The organism is Caproiciproducens lactatisolvens (assembly GCF_052443335.1).
Classification (GTDB): domain Bacteria; phylum Bacillota; class Clostridia; order Oscillospirales; family Acutalibacteraceae; genus Caproiciproducens.
In genome coordinates this window covers 2475620-2493528 of the sequence record NZ_CP195750.1, presented here as the reverse complement: position 1 = coordinate 2493528, position 17909 = coordinate 2475620, and the positions used below count along the sequence as shown (strand labels likewise).

General features: G+C 51.4%; 20 protein-coding genes. 16 read left to right on the top strand and 4 right to left on the bottom strand.

From position 1 onward, the window contains the following. Window positions 1-667 precede the first annotated feature (667 nt). From ACRQV7_RS12205 to ACRQV7_RS12195, 3 genes are all read left to right on the top strand, one after another. Window positions 668-1054 carry an AHH domain-containing protein gene (locus ACRQV7_RS12205; protein ID WP_444658347.1) on the top strand — a complete coding sequence of 129 codons (387 nt, stop codon included), beginning with the start codon at window positions 668-670 and terminating at the stop codon, window positions 1052-1054. Window positions 1055-1086: 32 nt separating this feature from the next. Continuing rightward, complete coding sequence (locus tag ACRQV7_RS12200) at window positions 1087-1839, top strand: hypothetical protein (RefSeq protein ID WP_444658346.1); 753 nt, start codon at window positions 1087-1089, stop codon at window positions 1837-1839. A gap of 114 nt (window positions 1840-1953) precedes the next feature. Further along, on the top strand, window positions 1954-2553 hold the full coding sequence (locus ACRQV7_RS12195; RefSeq protein ID WP_444658345.1) for a hypothetical protein: 600 nt from the start codon (window positions 1954-1956) through the stop codon (window positions 2551-2553). Between the two features lie 7 nt (window positions 2554-2560). Here the strand turns inward: ACRQV7_RS12195 and ACRQV7_RS12190 are convergent, their stop codons facing one another. Beyond that, window positions 2561-2713, bottom strand: a complete 153-nt coding sequence (locus tag ACRQV7_RS12190) for a hypothetical protein (RefSeq protein WP_444658344.1) — start codon at window positions 2711-2713, stop codon at window positions 2561-2563. Next, window positions 2706-2888, bottom strand: coding sequence for a hypothetical protein (locus tag ACRQV7_RS12185; protein ID WP_444658343.1), 183 nt, complete (start codon window positions 2886-2888; stop codon window positions 2706-2708). The genes ACRQV7_RS12190 and ACRQV7_RS12185 overlap by 8 nt, the downstream gene beginning before the upstream one ends. Before the next feature lie 244 nt (window positions 2889-3132). Here ACRQV7_RS12185 and ACRQV7_RS12180 point away from each other — a divergent pair, with 244 nt between their 5' ends. Genes ACRQV7_RS12180 through ACRQV7_RS12170 form a run of 3 tightly spaced genes read left to right on the top strand, consistent with a single transcriptional unit; the run spans window position 3133 to window position 7004 of the window. Next, window positions 3133-3621, top strand: coding sequence for a MarR family winged helix-turn-helix transcriptional regulator (locus ACRQV7_RS12180; RefSeq protein ID WP_444658342.1), 489 nt, complete (start codon window positions 3133-3135; stop codon window positions 3619-3621). Then, a complete protein-coding gene (locus tag ACRQV7_RS12175) occupies window positions 3602-5362 on the top strand; it encodes an ABC transporter ATP-binding protein (protein ID WP_444658341.1) in 1761 nt (586 codons plus the stop codon). The genes ACRQV7_RS12180 and ACRQV7_RS12175 overlap by 20 nt, the downstream gene beginning before the upstream one ends. Further along, complete coding sequence (locus ACRQV7_RS12170; protein WP_444658340.1) at window positions 5352-7004, top strand: ABC transporter ATP-binding protein; 1653 nt, start codon at window positions 5352-5354, stop codon at window positions 7002-7004. Before ACRQV7_RS12175 ends, ACRQV7_RS12170 begins: the two co-directional genes overlap by 11 nt. Before the next feature lie 280 nt (window positions 7005-7284). On the opposite strand, the gene ACRQV7_RS12165 is transcribed toward ACRQV7_RS12170, so the two are convergent. After that, window positions 7285-7455: a hypothetical protein gene (locus ACRQV7_RS12165; RefSeq protein ID WP_444658339.1), complete on the bottom strand. Its 171-nt coding sequence runs from the start codon at window positions 7453-7455 to the stop codon at window positions 7285-7287. A gap of 307 nt (window positions 7456-7762) precedes the next feature. Between ACRQV7_RS12165 and ACRQV7_RS12160 the strand changes: the two genes are divergently transcribed. From ACRQV7_RS12160 to ACRQV7_RS12115, 10 genes are all read left to right on the top strand, one after another. After that, on the top strand, window positions 7763-7921 hold the full coding sequence (locus tag ACRQV7_RS12160) for a hypothetical protein (RefSeq protein ID WP_444658338.1): 159 nt from the start codon (window positions 7763-7765) through the stop codon (window positions 7919-7921). Window positions 7922-8355: 434 nt separating this feature from the next. Further along, a complete protein-coding gene (locus ACRQV7_RS12155) occupies window positions 8356-8664 on the top strand; it encodes a hypothetical protein (protein ID WP_275715338.1) in 309 nt (102 codons plus the stop codon). A 30-nt stretch (window positions 8665-8694) separates the two neighbouring features. Continuing rightward, window positions 8695-10713 carry a V-type ATP synthase subunit I gene (locus ACRQV7_RS12150; RefSeq protein ID WP_444658337.1) on the top strand — a complete coding sequence of 673 codons (2019 nt, stop codon included), beginning with the start codon at window positions 8695-8697 and terminating at the stop codon, window positions 10711-10713. Then, window positions 10706-11188 carry a V-type ATP synthase subunit K gene (locus ACRQV7_RS12145; protein ID WP_038325591.1) on the top strand — a complete coding sequence of 161 codons (483 nt, stop codon included), beginning with the start codon at window positions 10706-10708 and terminating at the stop codon, window positions 11186-11188. The genes ACRQV7_RS12150 and ACRQV7_RS12145 overlap by 8 nt, the downstream gene beginning before the upstream one ends. 15 nt (window positions 11189-11203) lie before the next feature. Next, window positions 11204-11797, top strand: coding sequence for a V-type ATP synthase subunit E (locus ACRQV7_RS12140; RefSeq protein ID WP_444658336.1), 594 nt, complete (start codon window positions 11204-11206; stop codon window positions 11795-11797). Window positions 11798-11817: 20 nt separating this feature from the next. Next, entirely contained in the window at window positions 11818-12789 is a 972-nt protein-coding gene (locus ACRQV7_RS12135) for a V-type ATPase subunit (RefSeq protein ID WP_444658335.1), read from the top strand. Then, window positions 12782-13117, top strand: a complete 336-nt coding sequence (locus tag ACRQV7_RS12130; protein WP_444658334.1) for a V-type ATP synthase subunit F — start codon at window positions 12782-12784, stop codon at window positions 13115-13117. Before ACRQV7_RS12135 ends, ACRQV7_RS12130 begins: the two co-directional genes overlap by 8 nt. 4 nt (window positions 13118-13121) lie before the next feature. After that, on the top strand, window positions 13122-14891 hold the full coding sequence (locus tag ACRQV7_RS12125; protein WP_275715349.1) for a V-type ATP synthase subunit A: 1770 nt from the start codon (window positions 13122-13124) through the stop codon (window positions 14889-14891). Next, a complete protein-coding gene (locus ACRQV7_RS12120; RefSeq protein ID WP_275715351.1) occupies window positions 14891-16261 on the top strand; it encodes a V-type ATP synthase subunit B in 1371 nt (456 codons plus the stop codon). The genes ACRQV7_RS12125 and ACRQV7_RS12120 overlap by 1 nt, the downstream gene beginning before the upstream one ends. Before the next feature lie 35 nt (window positions 16262-16296). Next, window positions 16297-16959, top strand: a complete 663-nt coding sequence (locus ACRQV7_RS12115) for a V-type ATP synthase subunit D (RefSeq protein ID WP_275715353.1) — start codon at window positions 16297-16299, stop codon at window positions 16957-16959. A gap of 221 nt (window positions 16960-17180) precedes the next feature. Here the strand turns inward: ACRQV7_RS12115 and ACRQV7_RS12110 are convergent, their stop codons facing one another. Further along, the gene (locus ACRQV7_RS12110; protein WP_444658333.1) at window positions 17181-17819 is read right to left on the bottom strand and encodes a type 1 glutamine amidotransferase family protein; all 639 of its coding nucleotides are present in this window, start codon (window positions 17817-17819) and stop codon (window positions 17181-17183) included. Window positions 17820-17909 lie beyond the last annotated feature (90 nt).

Sequence of the window (17909 nt, the reverse complement as noted above, 5' to 3'; positions counted from 1 at the left end):
TCAGCAAACGGAAGCCTTTCCCTTCGGTTATATTACAAAATGTATTTGCGTTATTTTACGGGAATCTCCACATCACCCACAGCGATTTTTTCGACCTTGTCAAAATCCAGCGGCGTACTGAATTGATAAGTTATAGTAGACTTTTCTTTTTTCCGGTTCCGGGGCCTGGGAGAATGTTCTTTTGCGTACCGTCCTTGAACAGGATCATCAAATTGGGGGTCTCGGGAATCGGACCGGTATTATGGTTTTAGATTGCTATAAACGATATTTACAGAAAGAGACGAAATTTCAACCGTCTGTATGGTGCAATAATTATCTTTGAAATGTGTTACTTTATCCATCTCGACTTTTTTCGTAAACGTATTATAATTCAGCTTTAAATGAAACTTCCATTCCAACTCTGCAAACGGGCGGAGGGTTAACTTTCCGGTTGGCATGAACAGACTTTTCAATGTAAGATCGATTTCTCTGCTTCAATAACCCTATCAATATGGCCGATTATGATGGCAGAGAGCCTATAACCCTGACATGTATTGGCGTTTATTTCTTGGTCACGGCGGTCATAACATTATGGACTGCTGCAGTAGTTTCTACTCCTCAATTCCAAAACTCATGGAACCAGATGTGTACAGCGATTTCTGGGGGAATAAGCAGAGGTTTGGGTGCTATGGGTGAGTCGATGAGCGGGACAATTAGTTGGGCTTCATCGCAGGCAAATTCCATAGCAAAAAGTATAAGCGATAGTTTTGCGCGGACAAAAATAAGACCTAAATACAGGAACAATTATGAAGTGCATCATCTAGTTGCGAAGGCTGCACCAAATGCTGCCTATGCTGCCAGAATACTGCGAGAAGTTTTACCCAGAGGGGTAGAAGATTCGGCCAACAAACTGCTTATAAAAACTGGACTTCATCGCAGAATTCATACAAATACTTATTATGGATGGGCTAATAGCGTAGTGATTAGTGCTTATAATGCGGCAAATGGTAACATTGCTCGACAAAGAACCAATGTATATGGAGCGTTAACAACTATTAGATCGTGCTATCTTTAGATGCTGTATCTCCATATTAAGGGAGGAAGACATTGACTAATAAATTTGATTTTGTAAGCGATATGAATAGTCTTGGGAAGTATCTGAAGTCATCAGAAAACATTAAAATTTGCGAGCCATTCCAAAGGGAATGTCAACGCTTTACTAAAATTGCAGAAGAATATAAAAATAAGGCATCTTGTTTATGCAATCTAGCTGAAGAAAAGGTTGTTAGAGAAGAATATGGTGTTAAGGGAGAAGTGCTCCATAGAGGATATTATTCTCCCAGCCCTATTATTGACATCGTTATAGGAAATTGTAATAGAGGAAAATTGCTGAAGCGGTTAACCACAAGGAGTAAGGTTGTTTTTAGTTATGGATTTGATAGATTAGACAGGCTGATTCTTGTTAAAAATAAGACCGACGATTCCATATCAACAACCGAAGTTATAGAATATTATCAGAATATCGCTTTGGGAATTACTTTTTCTCCTGATTTTTTAATAACACAAATATGTGAAGAAATATATGAAGGCAATAAGATAATGTTTCTTTCACAGGCCTCTTTTGCTGCTGGAAGCAGAATATTTAATTTGCATCATGAAGCCTTTACTTATGGCAGCTTAGGGATTAGAAGCAGTGATTTCTATATATATAACCCCGATATGCCACTGCTTCAACATCAACAATACCATTTCCAACATGATGATGAAGGATATTTGTCTAAGTATACTGTTACTGAATTTCAGGGTGAATCTGTTTGGGAAGATCATGTGTTTGATGTCAGAATCAAACGAAAAATATAGTATTTGTTTTCTCCCACAGTCGTCCCAAAAGGCAGGCTATGGGATTACCCTTTTAACCTAAGCATGAGAAAGGTCAAACACGTAAAAATCGAGATAAGGGAGGAGAAAAAGGCGATGCAAGAAGAAAACCAAATCCAAACAAAAGAAATCCAAGATGATAATTTATTGACATGTTTAGCAGTTTTGAATAGAGATAAAGAGATTGTGCTTATCTATACGAATGCAGAACAGACACAAAATTTTTCGGCAGGGGTAATATCTGAAATATTTGATAATGAAGTTATAATAAGCCACTATCTTCCAAATGGTAAATATGATGGGTATGTTGTGAAACAAATCTCAAATATTTATAAAATTGAAACAGATTCAAAATACGTTAAAAAAATAAAAATATTAGGAAAAATTAACAAAACAAAACATGATCAGTTATGCCGAGTTCAGGGAAGTGGGTTTTTAACTTTATTAACGTATGCTCATGAAACAAAAAAAGTTGTTACAGTTGAACTAATTAATAGTGGCAACAATGATGCAACTGGATTTGTTCAACAGATTAACGATAAATACTGTATCATATTGATGCTTGATGAGTACGGGGAAAATGATGGCGTATCTATGTTTAATATTGAAGATATTTCACACTTATCTTGTGATGGGGATGATGAAATTGTACTCAAGCAATTACATGATGCATTATACGACAATCAAACTCAATAATATGAATTTACGATTCTGATGGTAAAATAAACACAATGTCAGCCTCAATGCGCCGCAGGATCGCTCCGTCACGAATGCCCAGAAGGACATTTGAGTCCTTATAGCAGTAGGCGGAACCCGCCACCGCGTGTACGTCGTATTTCCTAAAGCCGTCAGGCATTGGGACGCCTTCCGATGCCATAGCTGCGTTTGATCTGCTCCACGACGCTGTCCCCGGAAATGCGGCCATCGGCAATCTTCTCGCAGAGGCGGACAGCCTTGCGGCTCGGCGTCATCTTTTCCGCCGCATGGGTTGCGAGAGAGTATTTTACGCTTTTTTTTGCTTTTGATTTCATAATATCCGCCTCCAATCTATTTTAGTATTGTATCGCATTTCCGGTTCCATAATCAAGATATCCCGGCAATTCATAATACGATGTGCACATTCCCGACGTACTTGAAGTAGATCGTGCTTTTATCTCATTTCTGGGCGTTTCGCGACTCTGTTTTTATCGTAGCAATCCATTGACATGAAAAAATAGATGTAGTATCATATATTTATTTGATACTACATCTATTTTTGGGCGGGAAGTGTGAAGAATGGACAGTACAAGGCGGCAGATTACAAAAATTGCGCGCGAAGTAAGCAAATTTACCGTGCGGATGCTGAAAACAGATGGCGTCGGTACGGCGGAGTATGATTTTATCCACGCGGTGCGGAAGAACCCCGGCATCACGCAGGCGGCGCTGCGGGAGCTTTTCACACTGGACAAGGGCGCGGCCGCGCGCCGCGCGGCAAGTCTGGAAGCCAAGGGCTATCTCATCCGCAAACCCAACCCGGAGGATGGGCGCAGCCAGCTTCTATACGCGACGGAAAAGGCGGACAGCCTGAAAAACTCCAAAGCCTCCGTGGAGGCGCTGTATTACGAATGGCTGGAAGAAGCGCTCACCCCGGAGGACAATGCGGAATTCTGCCGTATTTTGAATACGCTCTACGACCGCTCCAGGGCCGAGAGCCGGGCGGGCTTTCCCCACCTGACCCAGCGCTTTTTTGAGGGGGCGGGCAAAAATGAGCCGTCGGCGGATTGAAAAGGTCCCGCATCCGGACCGCATCTGGTCCTACTTCCGGCTGGAGGCAAGGCCGCTTGCGCTCGTCACGGTCTCCGGCATCCTCTACAACGTGGGAATGGTGGCCGGGCCTTATTTCGAGGGGCAGCTTGCGCAGTGCCTGTTTGACATTATGAAGGGCTACAAGACTGTGTCCGCCATGGTATCGCTGGCGGCGGTGTATCTCTCCGTGATCCTGTTCGTGCAGGCCATGCGGGCGGTCAAACGCTTCGGCGTGCGCCGCTTCGCCAACGACACGAGCCGAAATATGCGCCACATGCTTTACAACAGTCTTGTCCACATGAGCCGGGAAGAACTGGAAAAAGAGAACCTCGGCTCCGTCATGACAAAAGCTGTGGCTGACGTGGACGCGTGCGTGGAGGGCATGCGGAAATCCACCACCGAGGTTTTTGACACCGGCGTGGTGCTGGCGGCGTATACCGTCATGCTGTTCTCTTACGATTGGCGTCTGGCGCTGCTCTCCTGCGCGTTTACGCCCTTCGCCTACCTCATCGCCGGACACCTGAAGGGACGGGTCGCCCAAAGCAACGCCGCCTATAAAAAAAGCGCCGGACGCTTAAACGGGGCCACAATGGATCGTGTCTCCAACGCCGTGACCTATCGGGTCTACGGCTGCGAGCAAAACCGGGACGCCGCTTACGAGGTGCGGTTGGGCGACTATGAAAAAAGCGCTGTTGCGGCGAATCTCTGGGAAAACACCATGCAGCCGCTCTACAACATCATCTCCATGTGCGGCGCGGTGCTGATTTTGTATCTGGGTGCGCGGAACGTGCTGGGCACGGGGTGGAAAAGCTGGGACATCGCCGCCTTCACCACCTTCCTCTCATGCTTCACAAAAATGGCTCTCAAATCCTCTCATGCGGCCAAGCTCTTCAACGCCGTCCAGAAGGCCCAGGTGTCCTGGACGCGCATCAAGCCGCTGATGAAGGAATACATAGGGCTGGACGCCGTATCCCCGCCAGATGCCGCAAGATCAGCCGAGTTGACGCTTTCCGGCGTGTCTGTGGGCTGGCCGGATGGAGAAACCGTACTGCGGGATGTTTTCTTCTCTGCCCGCCCGGGGCAGATCATTGGGGTAACGGGGCCTGTGGCCTGCGGAAAATCCACGCTGGGAAAGGCATTCATCGGCGAAGTCCCTTACTGCGGCAGCATCCGTGTGGCCGGGCGGGAGCTCAGAAATCTGAGCCACCGCAAACGCAGTCAACTGATTTCCTACATGGGGCACGAGCCGGAACTGATCAGCGATACGCTGGCGGAGAATATCCGGTTGGGAGAGCCGGGAGAAATTGAGCCGCTTTTACGGACGGTGTGTCTGGACGAAGAGGTGCGACAGATGCCGCAGGGTGCCGATACGCCGGTGGGCAGCGGCGGCGTGCGTCTGTCCGGAGGGCAGCAGGCCCGTGTGGCGTTGGCCAGAACGTTATATAATTCCCGCAGCGTTCTTGTGCTGGACGATCCGTTTTCCGCTGTGGATCAAGGTACGGAGCAAACCATACTGAAAAACCTGCGGACACTGGCGGAGAATAAAATCGTGATTCTGTTCTCCCACCGGCTGTATCAGTTCCCCACATTTGACCGGGTGCTGTTTTTATGCGGCGGCAGGGGCGTCTTTTCTACCCATGAGGAACTCATGCAGGAGAATCCTGATTATGCGGAGCTTTATTTGGAACAGGTGAATGGGGGCGACGAGCATGAAACATGAAAAGAGCCTCGGCGCGGTGCTGCGCCGAGTCGTTGCCGCATCCACGGCGACAAGTGTTTTGACCGTACTTGTCATCGTGCTGGCCGTAGTAACGGCACTGTTTCCGCCGCTTGTTCTTGAGCGGGTGGTCAATGACCTTACGGCTGGTCGGGTAATTGCTCTGAGTCTGGCGCTTTCCTATCTGGGGTTTATCGCCCTGTCCGGCTTGCTGGAATCCGGGCAAAACGTGATGATAACCGTATTTGGTCAGAAAGTCACCCACGGCTTGCGCAGTGCGCTCTGCGCCAAACTCCACCGTTTGCCTGCGGCCTATTTCACCTCCCACGAAGCCGGTAAAATTGCCTCCCGCTTCGTGAACGATGTGGATACGGTGGACTCTCTTTTTACGGACGGAATTGTCAGTATGTTTGCCGACGGTTGTAAGGTGGTCAGCATTCTGATCGTGATTTTTTACAAGAGCACGGGGCTTGGCTTTCTGATGCTGCTGGTTACGCCGCTGCTCTTTGCCATGACGCGCCTGTTCCAGAAGCGGATGCTGAAGGCGCAGCTTGAAAACCGTGTGGCTGTAAGCAAGGTGAACAATCATATACCCGAGACAATCCGCAACATCCGTATGATCCATGTGCTGCTCCGGGAAAAGTACATGGAACAGCGCTACGACGATTACATCGGCGAGAGCTACCGCGCAACCGACAAGTCCAACCTCTATGATTCCATCTATTCGCCGATCGTTATTTTTGTCAGCTCCTGCGTCATCGCCGTGATGATGGTCTGCGCCGCCATGGGAGGGGGTATCCGCACGTTCTTCGGCATCAGCGTGGGCACTGCGGTGGCTGTGATCGCCTATGTAGGCCAGGTGTTTGCGCCGCTGGAGAGCCTCGGCATGGAAATTCAGAACATCCAGTCCGCCGTGGCCGGAGTGAAACGGATCAACGAGCTTCTGGCCGAGGCGGAACGGGAGGTGCCGGACGATTCCAACACAGGAAAAAGTTCAGAAGCGGCTCCCATTGTCTGCTTCGACCATGTACGTTTTGGATATGGTGATGACAGCGACGTGCTGCAAGATCTGAGCTTCACAGTGAGCAAAGGAGAAGCGGTTACGTTTGTCGGCCGAACAGGCGCGGGCAAGAGCACCGTCTTCCGCCTGCTGTTGGGGCTGTACCGACCGCTTGAGGGGCGGGTGCTTATTAAAGGATCGGGGGCTTCCGCCATTCCGGACGAAAAAAAGCGCCGTCTGTTCGGCTATGTGGAGCAGTCCTTCCGTCTGGTAGAAGGCACGGTTGCAGAGCAAATTTCACTGTTTGATCTGGCCGTCGGCCGGGAGCAGGTCGAAAATGCGGCCAGACTGGTGGGACTGCACGAGAGCATCTTGGCCCTGCCGGACGGATACGATACGCCCGCTTCTGAAGCCGCCTTTTCGCAGGGTCAGTTCCAGCTTCTCTCTATTGCGCGGGCCGTTGCGGCCTCGCCGGAGATTCTGCTGCTGGATGAGATCACCGCGAATCTCGACAGCAACACGGAACAGCGCGTACTTGACGCGCTGGAGCGCGCCGCCAAGGGCCGGACAGTGCTCTCCATTTCTCACCGTCTGCAGGAGCGTGTCAACGGTCAGCGGATAATCCGGGTCGGCGGTCAGTCGTAACCGTTTAAGAAATCAGGCCTTATTTGCCGCTTAAGTCCTATTGTGATAGGGTAACTGCTCGTTTCTCTTATATAGTCGCTCCCATAAGGCAGAGGAAAAAAGCTGGGCGGATCGTCAGGCATACGAGCAGGTCAAATCAGATTATTTGTCCTGGTTGGACAGACAGCTCAGCTACGCCAAGCGGATTCATATTGATAACGACAGCTTTCTGGAAGAACCCTAAAGCGCAAGAGAGGGAGCGGTAATGACCACTCCCTTAACGCTGCGGCTAACGCTATCCTCAGATTATTTTCTTGCGTCTTACCATCTCGGAAATATATAAAATCAGTTCTTCAGGCGTAGGGATATCTTTTTCGCATGGGACTGCGTCCCAAAACACCTTGACCTTCGGATCGGTGCTGCACAGGCCGTTCAGCATGGCAATCTGAATCTGCTTTCTTACGTATTCCATTGAAACGCCGTCACGCTCGGCGATTTTCCTAATGGAGAAGGGCCTCCGTCTGGTCAGCAAACGGAAGCCTTTCCCTTCGGTTATATTACAAAATGTATTTGCGTTATTTTACGGGAATCTCCACATCACCCACCGCGATTTTTTCGACCTTGTCAAAATCCAGCGGCGTACTGAATTGATAAGTCATAGTAATGCCTACAAAAGAATTGCTACGAGTAAACTAACTGATTTGGTTAGAAAGAGTTATTATTAATTTTTAGAGCGCAGATGAGAAATCATTTGCGCTCTCTTTTATGGAGGGATTATTTTGCCCGGAGCAAGAACCGTCTTAAACTCCCGCTACTTTCACATTGCCCGAGCCGGCGAGAAAGCGGACGAAAAACATGTCATGACAAAGGATGTCGTTATGGGCCTTGTAAATTACGTTGGAATGCGGGAAAGTGTGGAGCTGACCGCTGGGCAATAAAAAAACACCTTCGTCAAAAGGTGCCTTCATTCCCGTATTCGGTTTTGGATAAATCCTTGAGCATGTTCAGTATAGCAGGTGGGGATTTACATGTAAATCGCAAAACTTCTCACTTTCATTTCTTTTCACGCCATTTTGCTGCCATCAGGGGAATCGGAAAAAATTTCTCCAAAACCTCCATACAGACTTTCTAAAAAGTGGAGACATAAGTACCGGGCTCGTCAACACCGATTCAAACTTTTGGGGTGCAGCTCACTACAGGGGTAACTATTATAATATTTTTTGTTAATTTACCTTTAAATACGGGTATTCCGCATTGATATACTGTTCGTTTTCGTTTATTATAAATCTTAATGAAATCTTTATATGTTTTTTCTTTTTTTTGTAAACTGAAAATATCAGGTAATGAAGACGCTGAATTTGGGGGTGATATATTGGCTAATCAGGCGATAGAAACCATTCGTCAGGCCGAGCGTAAGTCTCAGGAGCTTGAGCAGCAGACCGCTCTTCGGGCAGAGGAAGTCATCCGCTCTGCGAAAGAACGGGCTTCGGCTTTGACCGAAAAAGCTGTGTCCCGGGCACGGGAACAGGCGAAAGAGGAATTGGAGAATGCCCATCGGCAGGAAACGGACGTGTTCCGGCAGGCTCTTGAACAGGCCGAACAGGAGATCGCCGCTCTGCGCGAAACGGTCAGGGAGAGGGAGGCACAGACGGTACAGACTGTTTTGTCGGAGCTGATCTGATTTTATTTTGATAAAAGGAGGGATTGCATTATGGCTGTGGTGCCCATGCAGCGAATAGAATTGTGCGCTCTGAAAAAAGACCGTAAAAAAATACTGGAAATGCTGCAGCGGCGTGGAATCGTTGAAGTCAGCAACGGGCCGGACGAAGACGATGTCTTCCGGAAAATGGATACCGCTCCGGCCCGGGCGACACTGGAAAAGGGAATTTCGGCTTCTCGGGAAGCGTTAAGCATTCTGAACCGTTATTCGCCGGAGTCAAAATCTCTGCTCTCTGCTCTGGAAGGCAGGCGGGTAACGACGGTTGAACATTATGACTCTTTTGCAAAGCAGCGCGAATCCATGCTTCAGCTCGCGTACCGGCTGAATACCCTTTCGGAGGAAATCGAAGAAAATCAGGCGGAAATTCCGAAGCTGAAAATTCAGATGGAGGCCCTTGCTCCCTGGGAAAGCTTCGATCTGCCGCTGAATTTTTTCGGGACGGGCAAAACAACCGCTTTTGTTGGGGGTTTGCCGCCCGGGCTGGAGCAGGAGGCTTTGGAGGAACAGCTCAGTGGTTCGGGGGCGGATGTCGTTTCCGTGGAAATCGTAAGCAGTTCTCCGGAGCAGACGTGCGTGATGGTCCTCTGTCTGCGTGCCGGCGCGCGTTCGGTAGAAGACCGGCTGCGGGAGCTGGGGTTTGCGAAGCCCGCCGTCGTCCCGGCCGTACCGCCCGCAGAACAGATCAAAAAGCTCCGGGGCAATATTGAAGAGCTGACGCAAAAAGTCAAGAAAGCGCAGGATGAAATCAGGAGCCATGGCGGCGCGCGGGAAGATCTGAAATTCATGCTGGATTACTATACCATGCGGCTTGAAAAATATGAAGTTATCAGCCGGCTGAATCAATCGCGGCGTACTTTCTGCCTGAAGGGCTATGTGCCGAAGCGGGAAACCGGCGCTCTGGAAGAGAAACTGGCCGCGAATTTTCCTGTTACAGTCGCTTTTACAGACCCCTCCGAAGAGGAGGACGTGCCGGTTCTGCTGAGCAACAACGGTTTTGCCGCGCCGGTCGAGTCGGTGGTGGAAAGCTACAGCCTGCCCGGCGCCGGTGAGGCCGACCCTACGGCGGTCATGTCCATCTTTTACTATGTGCTTTTCGGCATGATGCTTTCCGACGCCGCCTACGGAGCTCTTCTGACCGTTATCTGCGGAATTTGTCTTTCGCACTTCAAAAATATGGAGAAAAGCATGCGGAATACGCTGAAAATGTTCTTCTTCTGCGGGATCTCCACCGTCTTCTGGGGTGTAATGTTCGGCAGCTATTTCGGCGATGTGGTGGATGTGGTCTCCAAAACGTTTTTCGGAACCCGCCTGACGATTCCGCCGCTGTGGTTCGCGCCATTGAACCAGCCGATGCGGATGCTGATGTTCTGCTTTGTCGTTGGTCTGGTTCATTTGTTTACGGGTCTCGCTATGAATTTTTATCAGCTGGCGCGCGCCGGAAAATACAAAGATGCTCTTTATGACGTCGTATTTTGGTACTTACTTCTGATCAGTCTAATGATTCTTCTCCTTGGTCAGAAGATGTTTGCAGATATCGCGGGTGTTTCTGTCGCGATCCCGTCGCCGCTGAGCAGCGCGGTCTCTTATACCGCAGTCGCGGCTGCGGTCGGTATTATCCTGACCGGCGGAAGGGAGTCCCGGAACTGGTTTAAGCGTATTCTCAAAGGTCTGTACAGCCTTTATAATATTACGGGTTATCTGAGCGACGTACTGTCCTATTCCCGGTTGCTTGCGCTCGGCCTTGCCACCGGAGTCATCGCCACCGTCATCAATCAGATGGGAAGCATGGTCGGAGGAAACGCGGTCGGTGCGGTGGTATTTGCAATCATCTTCCTTTTGGGTCACACAATGAATATCGGGATCAATCTGCTTGGTGCCTACGTCCATACCAACCGTCTGCAGTTTGTGGAGTTTTTTGGGAAATTTTATTCCGGCGGAGGCCGGAAGTTTCATCCGTTCGCTGTAAATACTCAATATTTCAAATTCAGGGAGGATCATAAAAATGGATAAAATGGGGATTGCTTTTGCTCTGCTTGGTGCAGTTTTGGGTGCTTTGATGGCTGGTGTCGGTTCCGCGCGCGGTGTCGGTCTGGCAGGGGAAGCCGCCGCCGGTGTTGTCACGGAGGACCCCGGTAAATTCGGTAAAGTCCTTGTCCTGCAGCTTCTTCCGGGTACACAGGGCATTTACGGCCTTCTGGTAGCGTTTATTACTCTTTCCCAAATCGGCGTTCTGGGCGGCAACGCGGACATATCGCTTACAAAGGGGCTTCTTTATTTTCTTGCCTGCATGCCTATCGCCGTTGTGGGTTACTGGTCCGCGCTGCGGCAGGCCCGCGCCGCGGTCGCCAGCATTGGTCTGGTTGCCAAACGCCCGGACCAGTTCGGTAAAGCCATGATTTTTCCGGCGATGGTAGAGACATATGCCATTCTTGCGCTGCTGGTCTCCATTCTTGCGGTTTTCGGGATCGGCGGAATCAATGTTTGATAGGAGAACTTGTCAATGACAGGATTAGAGAAAATCGTCCAGGAGATTCTGAACGAAGCGGAATCCGCCGCCGGGCAGGCCATCTCCGCGGCGGAGCGGGAAGCGGCCGGCATTGAGGAAGAAGCCGGGAAATCGTCCGGCCGGCAGGCCGAAGAGATCGTCCGGGGCTCCAAAGAGGCTGCCGCGGAAATTCTGAAACGGGCGCAGTCTTCGGCGGAACTGAAAAAACGGCAGAAGGTGCTGCAGGCCAAGCAGGAAATGATCCGTGACGTTATCGGAAAGGCCCGTCGGGCCCTGTCCGAGCTGCCGGATGACTCCTATTTCGATGTGATTCTGAAGGTAGCCGCCAAAGCCGTCCTGCCGCAGGAGGGAGAAATGATTCTCTCTCCGGAGGATCGCAGCAGGGTACCGGAGGGCTTTGCCCAACGGCTGGAAGAAACGGCAAGGGATAGGGGTGGTTCCTTGAAAATTTCTGAAGAAACCCGCAATTTAAGCGGGGGATTTGTATTGGTTTACGGCGGTGTTGAGGAGAACTGTTCCTTCGACGCCTTATTTGCAGCGGAGCACGAGCGGCTGACCGACCGGGTCAATGAGCTGCTGTTTCGCTGAAAGCAAAGGAGGGTGATCTGATGTCCGACACGCAGTACGCTTATGCGGTGGCGCGTATTCGTTCAAAGGAACTTTCTTTGCTGAACGCACAGGCACTGGAACAGCTTCTTTCCGCCAAAGACGAGGAAGAGTGCCTTTCACTGCTCCACAGCAGGGGCTGGGGAGACTCGGAAAGCTACGACAGCCCGGAAAAGATGCTAAAGGCGGAGAGGGAAAAGACGTGGGCTCTATTAAAGGAGTTGCTGGATGACCTGTCCGATTTTTCGGTGTTTTTCTGTGCGAACGATTACCATAACCTGAAAGCCGCCATCAAGGCTGTCTATTCAGGCACGGATCCGCAGGGGATTTTTCAAAGCGGCGGAACGTTGGAAACGCAAACGGTCCTGCAGGCTGTCAGGGAGCGCGACTATTCGCTTTTGCCGGAACCGATGCGCGCCCCGGCACAGGAGGCTTTTGATGCGCTCCTTCACACCGGCGACGGCCAGCTGTGCGATTTTATTCTGGATAGGGCGGCTCTTCTGGCTGTGAAAAGCGCGGGAGAAGGTTCCAAAAACGAGCTTATGCGCGAATACGCGGAGATGACGGTCGCCGCCGCGGATATTAAAGTCGCCGCGCGCGCCTGCGCTACCGGAAAACCGTATTCGGTGATCCTTCGCGCCCTGGCGCCGTGTGATTCTGTGAATATCGAGGAGCTTGCACAGGCCGCCGCGCAGGGAGGAGAGAAGCTTTATCAATACCTGCGCTCCACCCCCTATGCACAGGCGGAAGACGCGCTTCGGGAATCGGTATCCACGTTTGAGCGCTGGTGCGACGACCGGATCATGCGGGCGATCCGTCCGCAGAAATACAATCCGCTCACCATAGGGCCGCTCGCGGCTTATTTCCTCGCACGGGAAAACGAAATCCGTGCGGTGCGCATTATTTTGTCCGGCAAGCGGAATCGGCTGCCGGAGCAATCCGTGCGGGAAAGGTTAAGGGAAATGTATGTATAAGATTGCAGTGATGGGCGACCGCGACAGCGTTTATGGTTTTGCGGCCCTTGGACTTGACGTTTACCCGGAGGCGGAATCCATACAGGCTGCGAAAACCCTGCGCAGGCTGGCGGAAAGCGGATACGCGGTCATTTATATAACAGAAGCGCTGGCCGCCGCGCTGGAACCGGAAGTCGACCGGTACCGCGCGCAGCGTGTCCCCGCGATTATTCTGATTCCCGGCGTTTCGGGAAATACGGGAGCCGGAATGGCGCATGTCCGCAAATCGGTGGAACAGGCTGTTGGTTCCGATATTATCTTTAACGACGAAAACGAAAAGAGCAGGTGACAATATGAGTAAAGGGACAATCCGGAAAGTCGCCGGGCCGCTGGTCATTGCGGAGGGAATGCGCGACGCCAACATGTTCGACGTTGTGCGTGTCAGCGATCAGCGGCTGATCGGCGAGATTATAGAAATCCATGGGGACCGCGCCTCCGTACAGGTTTACGAGGAGACCTCCGGTCTGGGTCCGGGAGAACCGGTTGAATCCACCGGGGCCCCGCTGAGTGTGGAGCTTGGGCCTGGACTGATCGGCAGTATTTTCGATGGGATTCAGCGCCCGCTGGACGATATTATGAAAGCTTCCGGCAACAACCTGCACCGTGGTGTGGAAATTCCCGCGCTCAAGCGCGAAGTAGCGTGGCATTTTGTTCCCTGCGTTTCCGCGGGGGACGAAGTAGCAGCCGGAGACATTCTGGGCACCGTGCAGGAAACGGAAATCGTGGTACACAGGATTATGGTTCCCAACGGTGTGAGCGGAACTGTCTCCGGTATTTCGGAAGGCGATTTTACCGTAACGGATTCTATTGCGACTATACGCTCTGCCGACGGAGAAGAACATGCGGTGCCGCTTATGCAGAAATGGCCGGTCCGTGTGGGCAGGCCGTATCTGGAAAAGCTGTCGCCCGAAATGCCGCTCGTCACCGGACAGCGCGTGATCGACACGCTGTTTCCCATTGCGAAGGGCGGTGTGGCGGCGGTCCCCGGCCCGTTCGGCAGCGGAAAAACCGTTGTACAGCATCAGCTGGCCAAGTGGGCGGAGGCGGATATCGTTGTCTACATCGGCTGCGGGGAGCGCGGCAACGAAATGACGGACGTTTTAAATGAGTTTCCCGAACTGAAGGACCCGAAAACGGGTTATTCGCTGATGAAGCGCACCGTCCTGATCGCAAATACCTCCGATATGCCGGTTGCCGCCCGTGAAGCTTCTATTTATACGGGCATTACGATCGCGGAGTATTTCCGTGACATGGGATATTCCGTGGCGCTGATGGCGGACTCCACCTCACGCTGGGCGGAAGCGCTCCGTGAAATGTCCGGCCGTCTGGAAGAGATGCCCGGCGAAGAAGGCTACCCCGCTTATCTGGGCAGCCGTCTGGCGCAGTTCTACGAACGGGCGGGCCGGGTACGCTCGCTTGGCCACGCCCCGAGAGAGGGCGCGCTTTCGGTCATCGGAGCCGTTTCGCCTCCCGGAGGCGATATCTCAGAACCGGTTTCCCAGGCAACGCTCCGTATCGTCAAGGTGTTCTGGAGCCTTGACTCCGCGCTGGCGTACCGCAGGCATTTTCCGGCGGTCAACTGGCTGACCAGCTATTCCCTTTATGTGGACGCAATGGAAAAGTGGTTTAACTCCCATGTGCATCCCGACTGGATGGAGCAGCGAAGCCGGATCATGCGTCTGCTTCAGGAAGAGGCCGAGCTGCAGGAAATTGTGAAGCTGGTCGGTATGGACGCCCTTTCCGCGCCGGACCGCTTAAAGCTGGAGGCCGCCCGTTCCATCCGTGAGGACTTTCTGCATCAGGACGCTTTCCATGAGGTGGACACCTACACGCCGCTGGAGAAGCAGTACACCATGATGAAGCTGGTGCTCGAATATTATCAGGAAGCCGTGGAGGCGCTGGCGCGGGGTGTTTCCGCCGACAAACTGGTCTCTATGGCGGTGCGCGAGCGGATCGGCCGCTTTAAATATATTCCTGCCGACCGCATGGAGCAGGAATACAAGGATATTCTGCAGGTTATGCACAAAGAAATCCAGAGCCTTGAGCAGAAGGAGGAGTACTGATGCCGAAGGAATACAGAACTATCCAGGAAGTGGCCGGCCCTCTGATGCTGGTACAGGGCGTGGAAAATGTAAACTATAACGAATTGGGCGAAATCGAGCTTGCCAACGGGGAAAAGCGCCGCTGCAAGGTGCTGGAAATAGACGGCGGAAACGCGCTGGTACAGCTGTTTGAAAGCTCGACCGGCATCAACCTGAGCAACAGCCGCGTGCGCTTTCTGGGCCGCAGCATGGAACTGGGCGTGTCGCGGGATATGCTCAGCCGCGTATTCGACGGCCTTGGCCGTCCTATCGACGGGGGGCCGGAAATACTGCCGGACCGCCGCATGGATATTAACGGGCTTCCCATGAATCCAGCCGCGCGCAATTACCCGCAGGAATTTATCCAGACTGGGGTTTCCGCCATCGACGGGCTGAATACGCTCGTACGCGGGCAAAAGCTGCCGATCTTTTCGGCCAGCGGTTTGCCTCACGCAAATCTGGCCGCCCAGATCGCCCGTCAGGCAAAGGTGCGCGGTACTTCGGAACCGTTTGCCGTTGTGTTTGCGGCCATGGGTATCACCTTTGAGGAATCCAACTTCTTTATTGAGAGCTTCCGGGAAACGGGCGCGATCGACCGTGCGGTACTGTTTGTAAACCTCGCGAACGACCCCGCCGTCGAACGCATCGCGACCCCCAGAATGGCCCTTACAGCAGCGGAATACCTTGCTTTCGAAAAAGATATGCACGTTCTGGTCATTCTGACCGATATTACCAACTATGCGGACGCCCTGCGCGAGGTCTCCGCCGCGCGGAAGGAAGTCCCCGGCAGACGCGGGTATCCCGGATATATGTACACCGATCTTGCCTCGCTTTATGAGCGCGCTGGCAGACAGAAAGGAAAACCCGGCAGTATTACGCTGATTCCGATTCTGACCATGCCGGAAGATGATAAGACGCACCCCATCCCGGACCTTACCGGGTACATTACGGAAGGACAGATCATCCTCAGCCGCGAACTGTACCGCAAGGGCGTTACGCCGCCGATCGACGTTCTGCCGTCGCTTTCCCGGCTGAAGGACAAAGGAATTGGCGAAGGAAAGACACGCGCCGACCACGCGAACACCATGAATCAGCTGTTCGCCGCCTATGCGCGCGGAAAAGAAGCGAAGGAGCTCATGGTCATTCTGGGCGAAGCCGCTCTGACTGACATTGACCGGCTTTACGCGAAGTTCTCCGACGAATTTGAGAAGGAATATGTGTCCCAGGGATATCAGGCCAACCGTGATATTGAGGAAACGCTTGCCATCGGCTGGAGGCTGCTCTCCATCCTTCCCCGCAGCGAGTTGAAGAGAATTAAAGATGAATTTCTGGATCAATACTACGGAAAGTAGCCGTCCGGAAAACACTTGCAAAGGAGGGCTCACTTTTGGCAACTGTTCATGTAAATCCAACGCGAATGGAACTGACCCGTTTGAAGAAGAAGCTAATCACGGCGCTGCGCGGGCATAAGCTTTTGAAAGACAAACGCGATGAACTGATGCGCCGCTTTCTTGATCTTGTTCGGGAAAACAAAACGCTTCGGGAAAAAGTGGAGCAGGGGATTGCGGCGGCCAACCGGAATTTTGTGCTGGCGCGGTCCGTCATGTCGGATGAAATTCTGAATGTGGCGCTGATGACCCCCAAACAGGAGGTCACCCTGGAACTGGAGACCCAAAATGTGATGAGTGTGGAAATTCCAAAATATCACTACAAAACAAGGACATCCGACGCCAATGATATTTATTCCTACGGGTATGCCTTTACTTCCGGCGATCTTGACTCGGCGGTAAAGTCCCTGTCCGACCTGCTGCCGGATATGCTCCGGCTGGCGGAATGTGAGAAAGCCTGCCAGCTGCTCGCGGCGGAAATCGAAAAGACCCGGCGCCGGGTCAACGCCCTTGAGCATGTGATGATTCCGGAAATGCAGGACAGCATCCGCTACATTACGATGAAGCTGGACGAAAACGAGCGCAGTACCCAAATACGCCTGATGAAGGTCAAGGACATGATGCTGGAACAGGCACATCATTACAAAGAAAAGCTTGGATAAGAAGCATATTAAGGCTTTTACAAACAAAGTGATAAAATTGATAAGATTAATGCGCATTCAGAGAAAGTCTGAATGCGCATTAATACTTCGAAATTTAGCGTAGCAGGGGGTATGCTCATACCCTGTACATGAATAACAAGACACATGCACATGCATTTTATCAATAACTTCAATAAGGTACATGTGGTCTAAACACCTGTTCTGTTTATGACAAAGGTGTATCAGTTTTCATTCCCAGACGGCAAAGTTTGCATGAGGGCAAAGAAATGTTCAGGCTCACCGGTACTGAAATATTCATACCAAGCTTCCAGTGTGTTTGATTGAAAAACGCCTAAATGTTCAATTATTTGTTTCGCCCACAACAAGGCTCCGGTGCAACTTGCAGTAATCAGGTTGTTATCCTCCACAGACGGCTTGTCTATATAAAAGCTTTGCCCTTTATAACAGGGAGAAACCATTTCAAGAAATCCCGCTCCATTACTGGTATGCGGACGCTTATCCAGTATTCCAAAGTTCGCAAGCGCAGCGGTAGCCCCGCATATTGCACACACCGTAGCGTCTGCAGAGAGAAGCTCGCTTGCTTTTTCGATGATCGCGCCATGCTTTGGGTCGTTCCACGTATCTGCGCCCGGTAATAGCAACATGCTTGTTTCACTCACAACAATATCATCCATTAAGCAATCGGGCACGATTGTCAGCCCGCCCATTGTATGGATCGGCTCTTTGGAATAACTGACCGTTTTGAGCGATACACGCTGCGCGCCCTTTTTAAAAAATCGACCAGAATTCAGCTCCGAAGTTACGTACCCCAGTTCCCAGTCGGCTAAAGTATCAAGAACGTAAACATAGATCGTAAACATATAGTTCCTCCGTTTTCATTGTTATATTGATTTGTCTGCGTCCTTATTGTACTATGTAATTGTTGACAGCGTTGTGGAAACAATGGGAAT

What these genes read in the sequence shown, in the direction of transcription:
- ACRQV7_RS12185 (WP_444658343.1), bottom strand. Translation starts at nt 2,888, where the DNA reads ATGAAATCAAAAGCAAAAAAAAGCGTAAAATACTCTCTCGCAACCCAT.
- ACRQV7_RS12205 (WP_444658347.1), top strand. Translation starts at nt 668, where the DNA reads ATGGGTGAGTCGATGAGCGGGACAATTAGTTGGGCTTCATCGCAGGCA.
- ACRQV7_RS12130 (WP_444658334.1), top strand. Translation starts at nt 12,782, where the DNA reads ATGTATAAGATTGCAGTGATGGGCGACCGCGACAGCGTTTATGGTTTT.
- ACRQV7_RS12145 (WP_038325591.1), top strand. Translation starts at nt 10,706, where the DNA reads ATGGATAAAATGGGGATTGCTTTTGCTCTGCTTGGTGCAGTTTTGGGT.
- ACRQV7_RS12195 (WP_444658345.1), top strand. Translation starts at nt 1,954, where the DNA reads ATGCAAGAAGAAAACCAAATCCAAACAAAAGAAATCCAAGATGATAAT.
- ACRQV7_RS12190 (WP_444658344.1), bottom strand. Translation starts at nt 2,713, where the DNA reads ATGCCTGACGGCTTTAGGAAATACGACGTACACGCGGTGGCGGGTTCC.
- ACRQV7_RS12180 (WP_444658342.1), top strand. Translation starts at nt 3,133, where the DNA reads ATGGACAGTACAAGGCGGCAGATTACAAAAATTGCGCGCGAAGTAAGC.
- ACRQV7_RS12150 (WP_444658337.1), top strand. Translation starts at nt 8,695, where the DNA reads ATGGCTGTGGTGCCCATGCAGCGAATAGAATTGTGCGCTCTGAAAAAA.
- ACRQV7_RS12110 (WP_444658333.1), bottom strand. Translation starts at nt 17,819, where the DNA reads ATGTTTACGATCTATGTTTACGTTCTTGATACTTTAGCCGACTGGGAA.
- ACRQV7_RS12125 (WP_275715349.1), top strand. Translation starts at nt 13,122, where the DNA reads ATGAGTAAAGGGACAATCCGGAAAGTCGCCGGGCCGCTGGTCATTGCG.
- ACRQV7_RS12135 (WP_444658335.1), top strand. Translation starts at nt 11,818, where the DNA reads ATGTCCGACACGCAGTACGCTTATGCGGTGGCGCGTATTCGTTCAAAG.
- ACRQV7_RS12165 (WP_444658339.1), bottom strand. Translation starts at nt 7,455, where the DNA reads ATGGAATACGTAAGAAAGCAGATTCAGATTGCCATGCTGAACGGCCTG.
- ACRQV7_RS12170 (WP_444658340.1), top strand. Translation starts at nt 5,352, where the DNA reads ATGAAACATGAAAAGAGCCTCGGCGCGGTGCTGCGCCGAGTCGTTGCC.
- ACRQV7_RS12140 (WP_444658336.1), top strand. Translation starts at nt 11,204, where the DNA reads ATGACAGGATTAGAGAAAATCGTCCAGGAGATTCTGAACGAAGCGGAA.
- ACRQV7_RS12175 (WP_444658341.1), top strand. Translation starts at nt 3,602, where the DNA reads ATGAGCCGTCGGCGGATTGAAAAGGTCCCGCATCCGGACCGCATCTGG.
- ACRQV7_RS12120 (WP_275715351.1), top strand. Translation starts at nt 14,891, where the DNA reads ATGCCGAAGGAATACAGAACTATCCAGGAAGTGGCCGGCCCTCTGATG.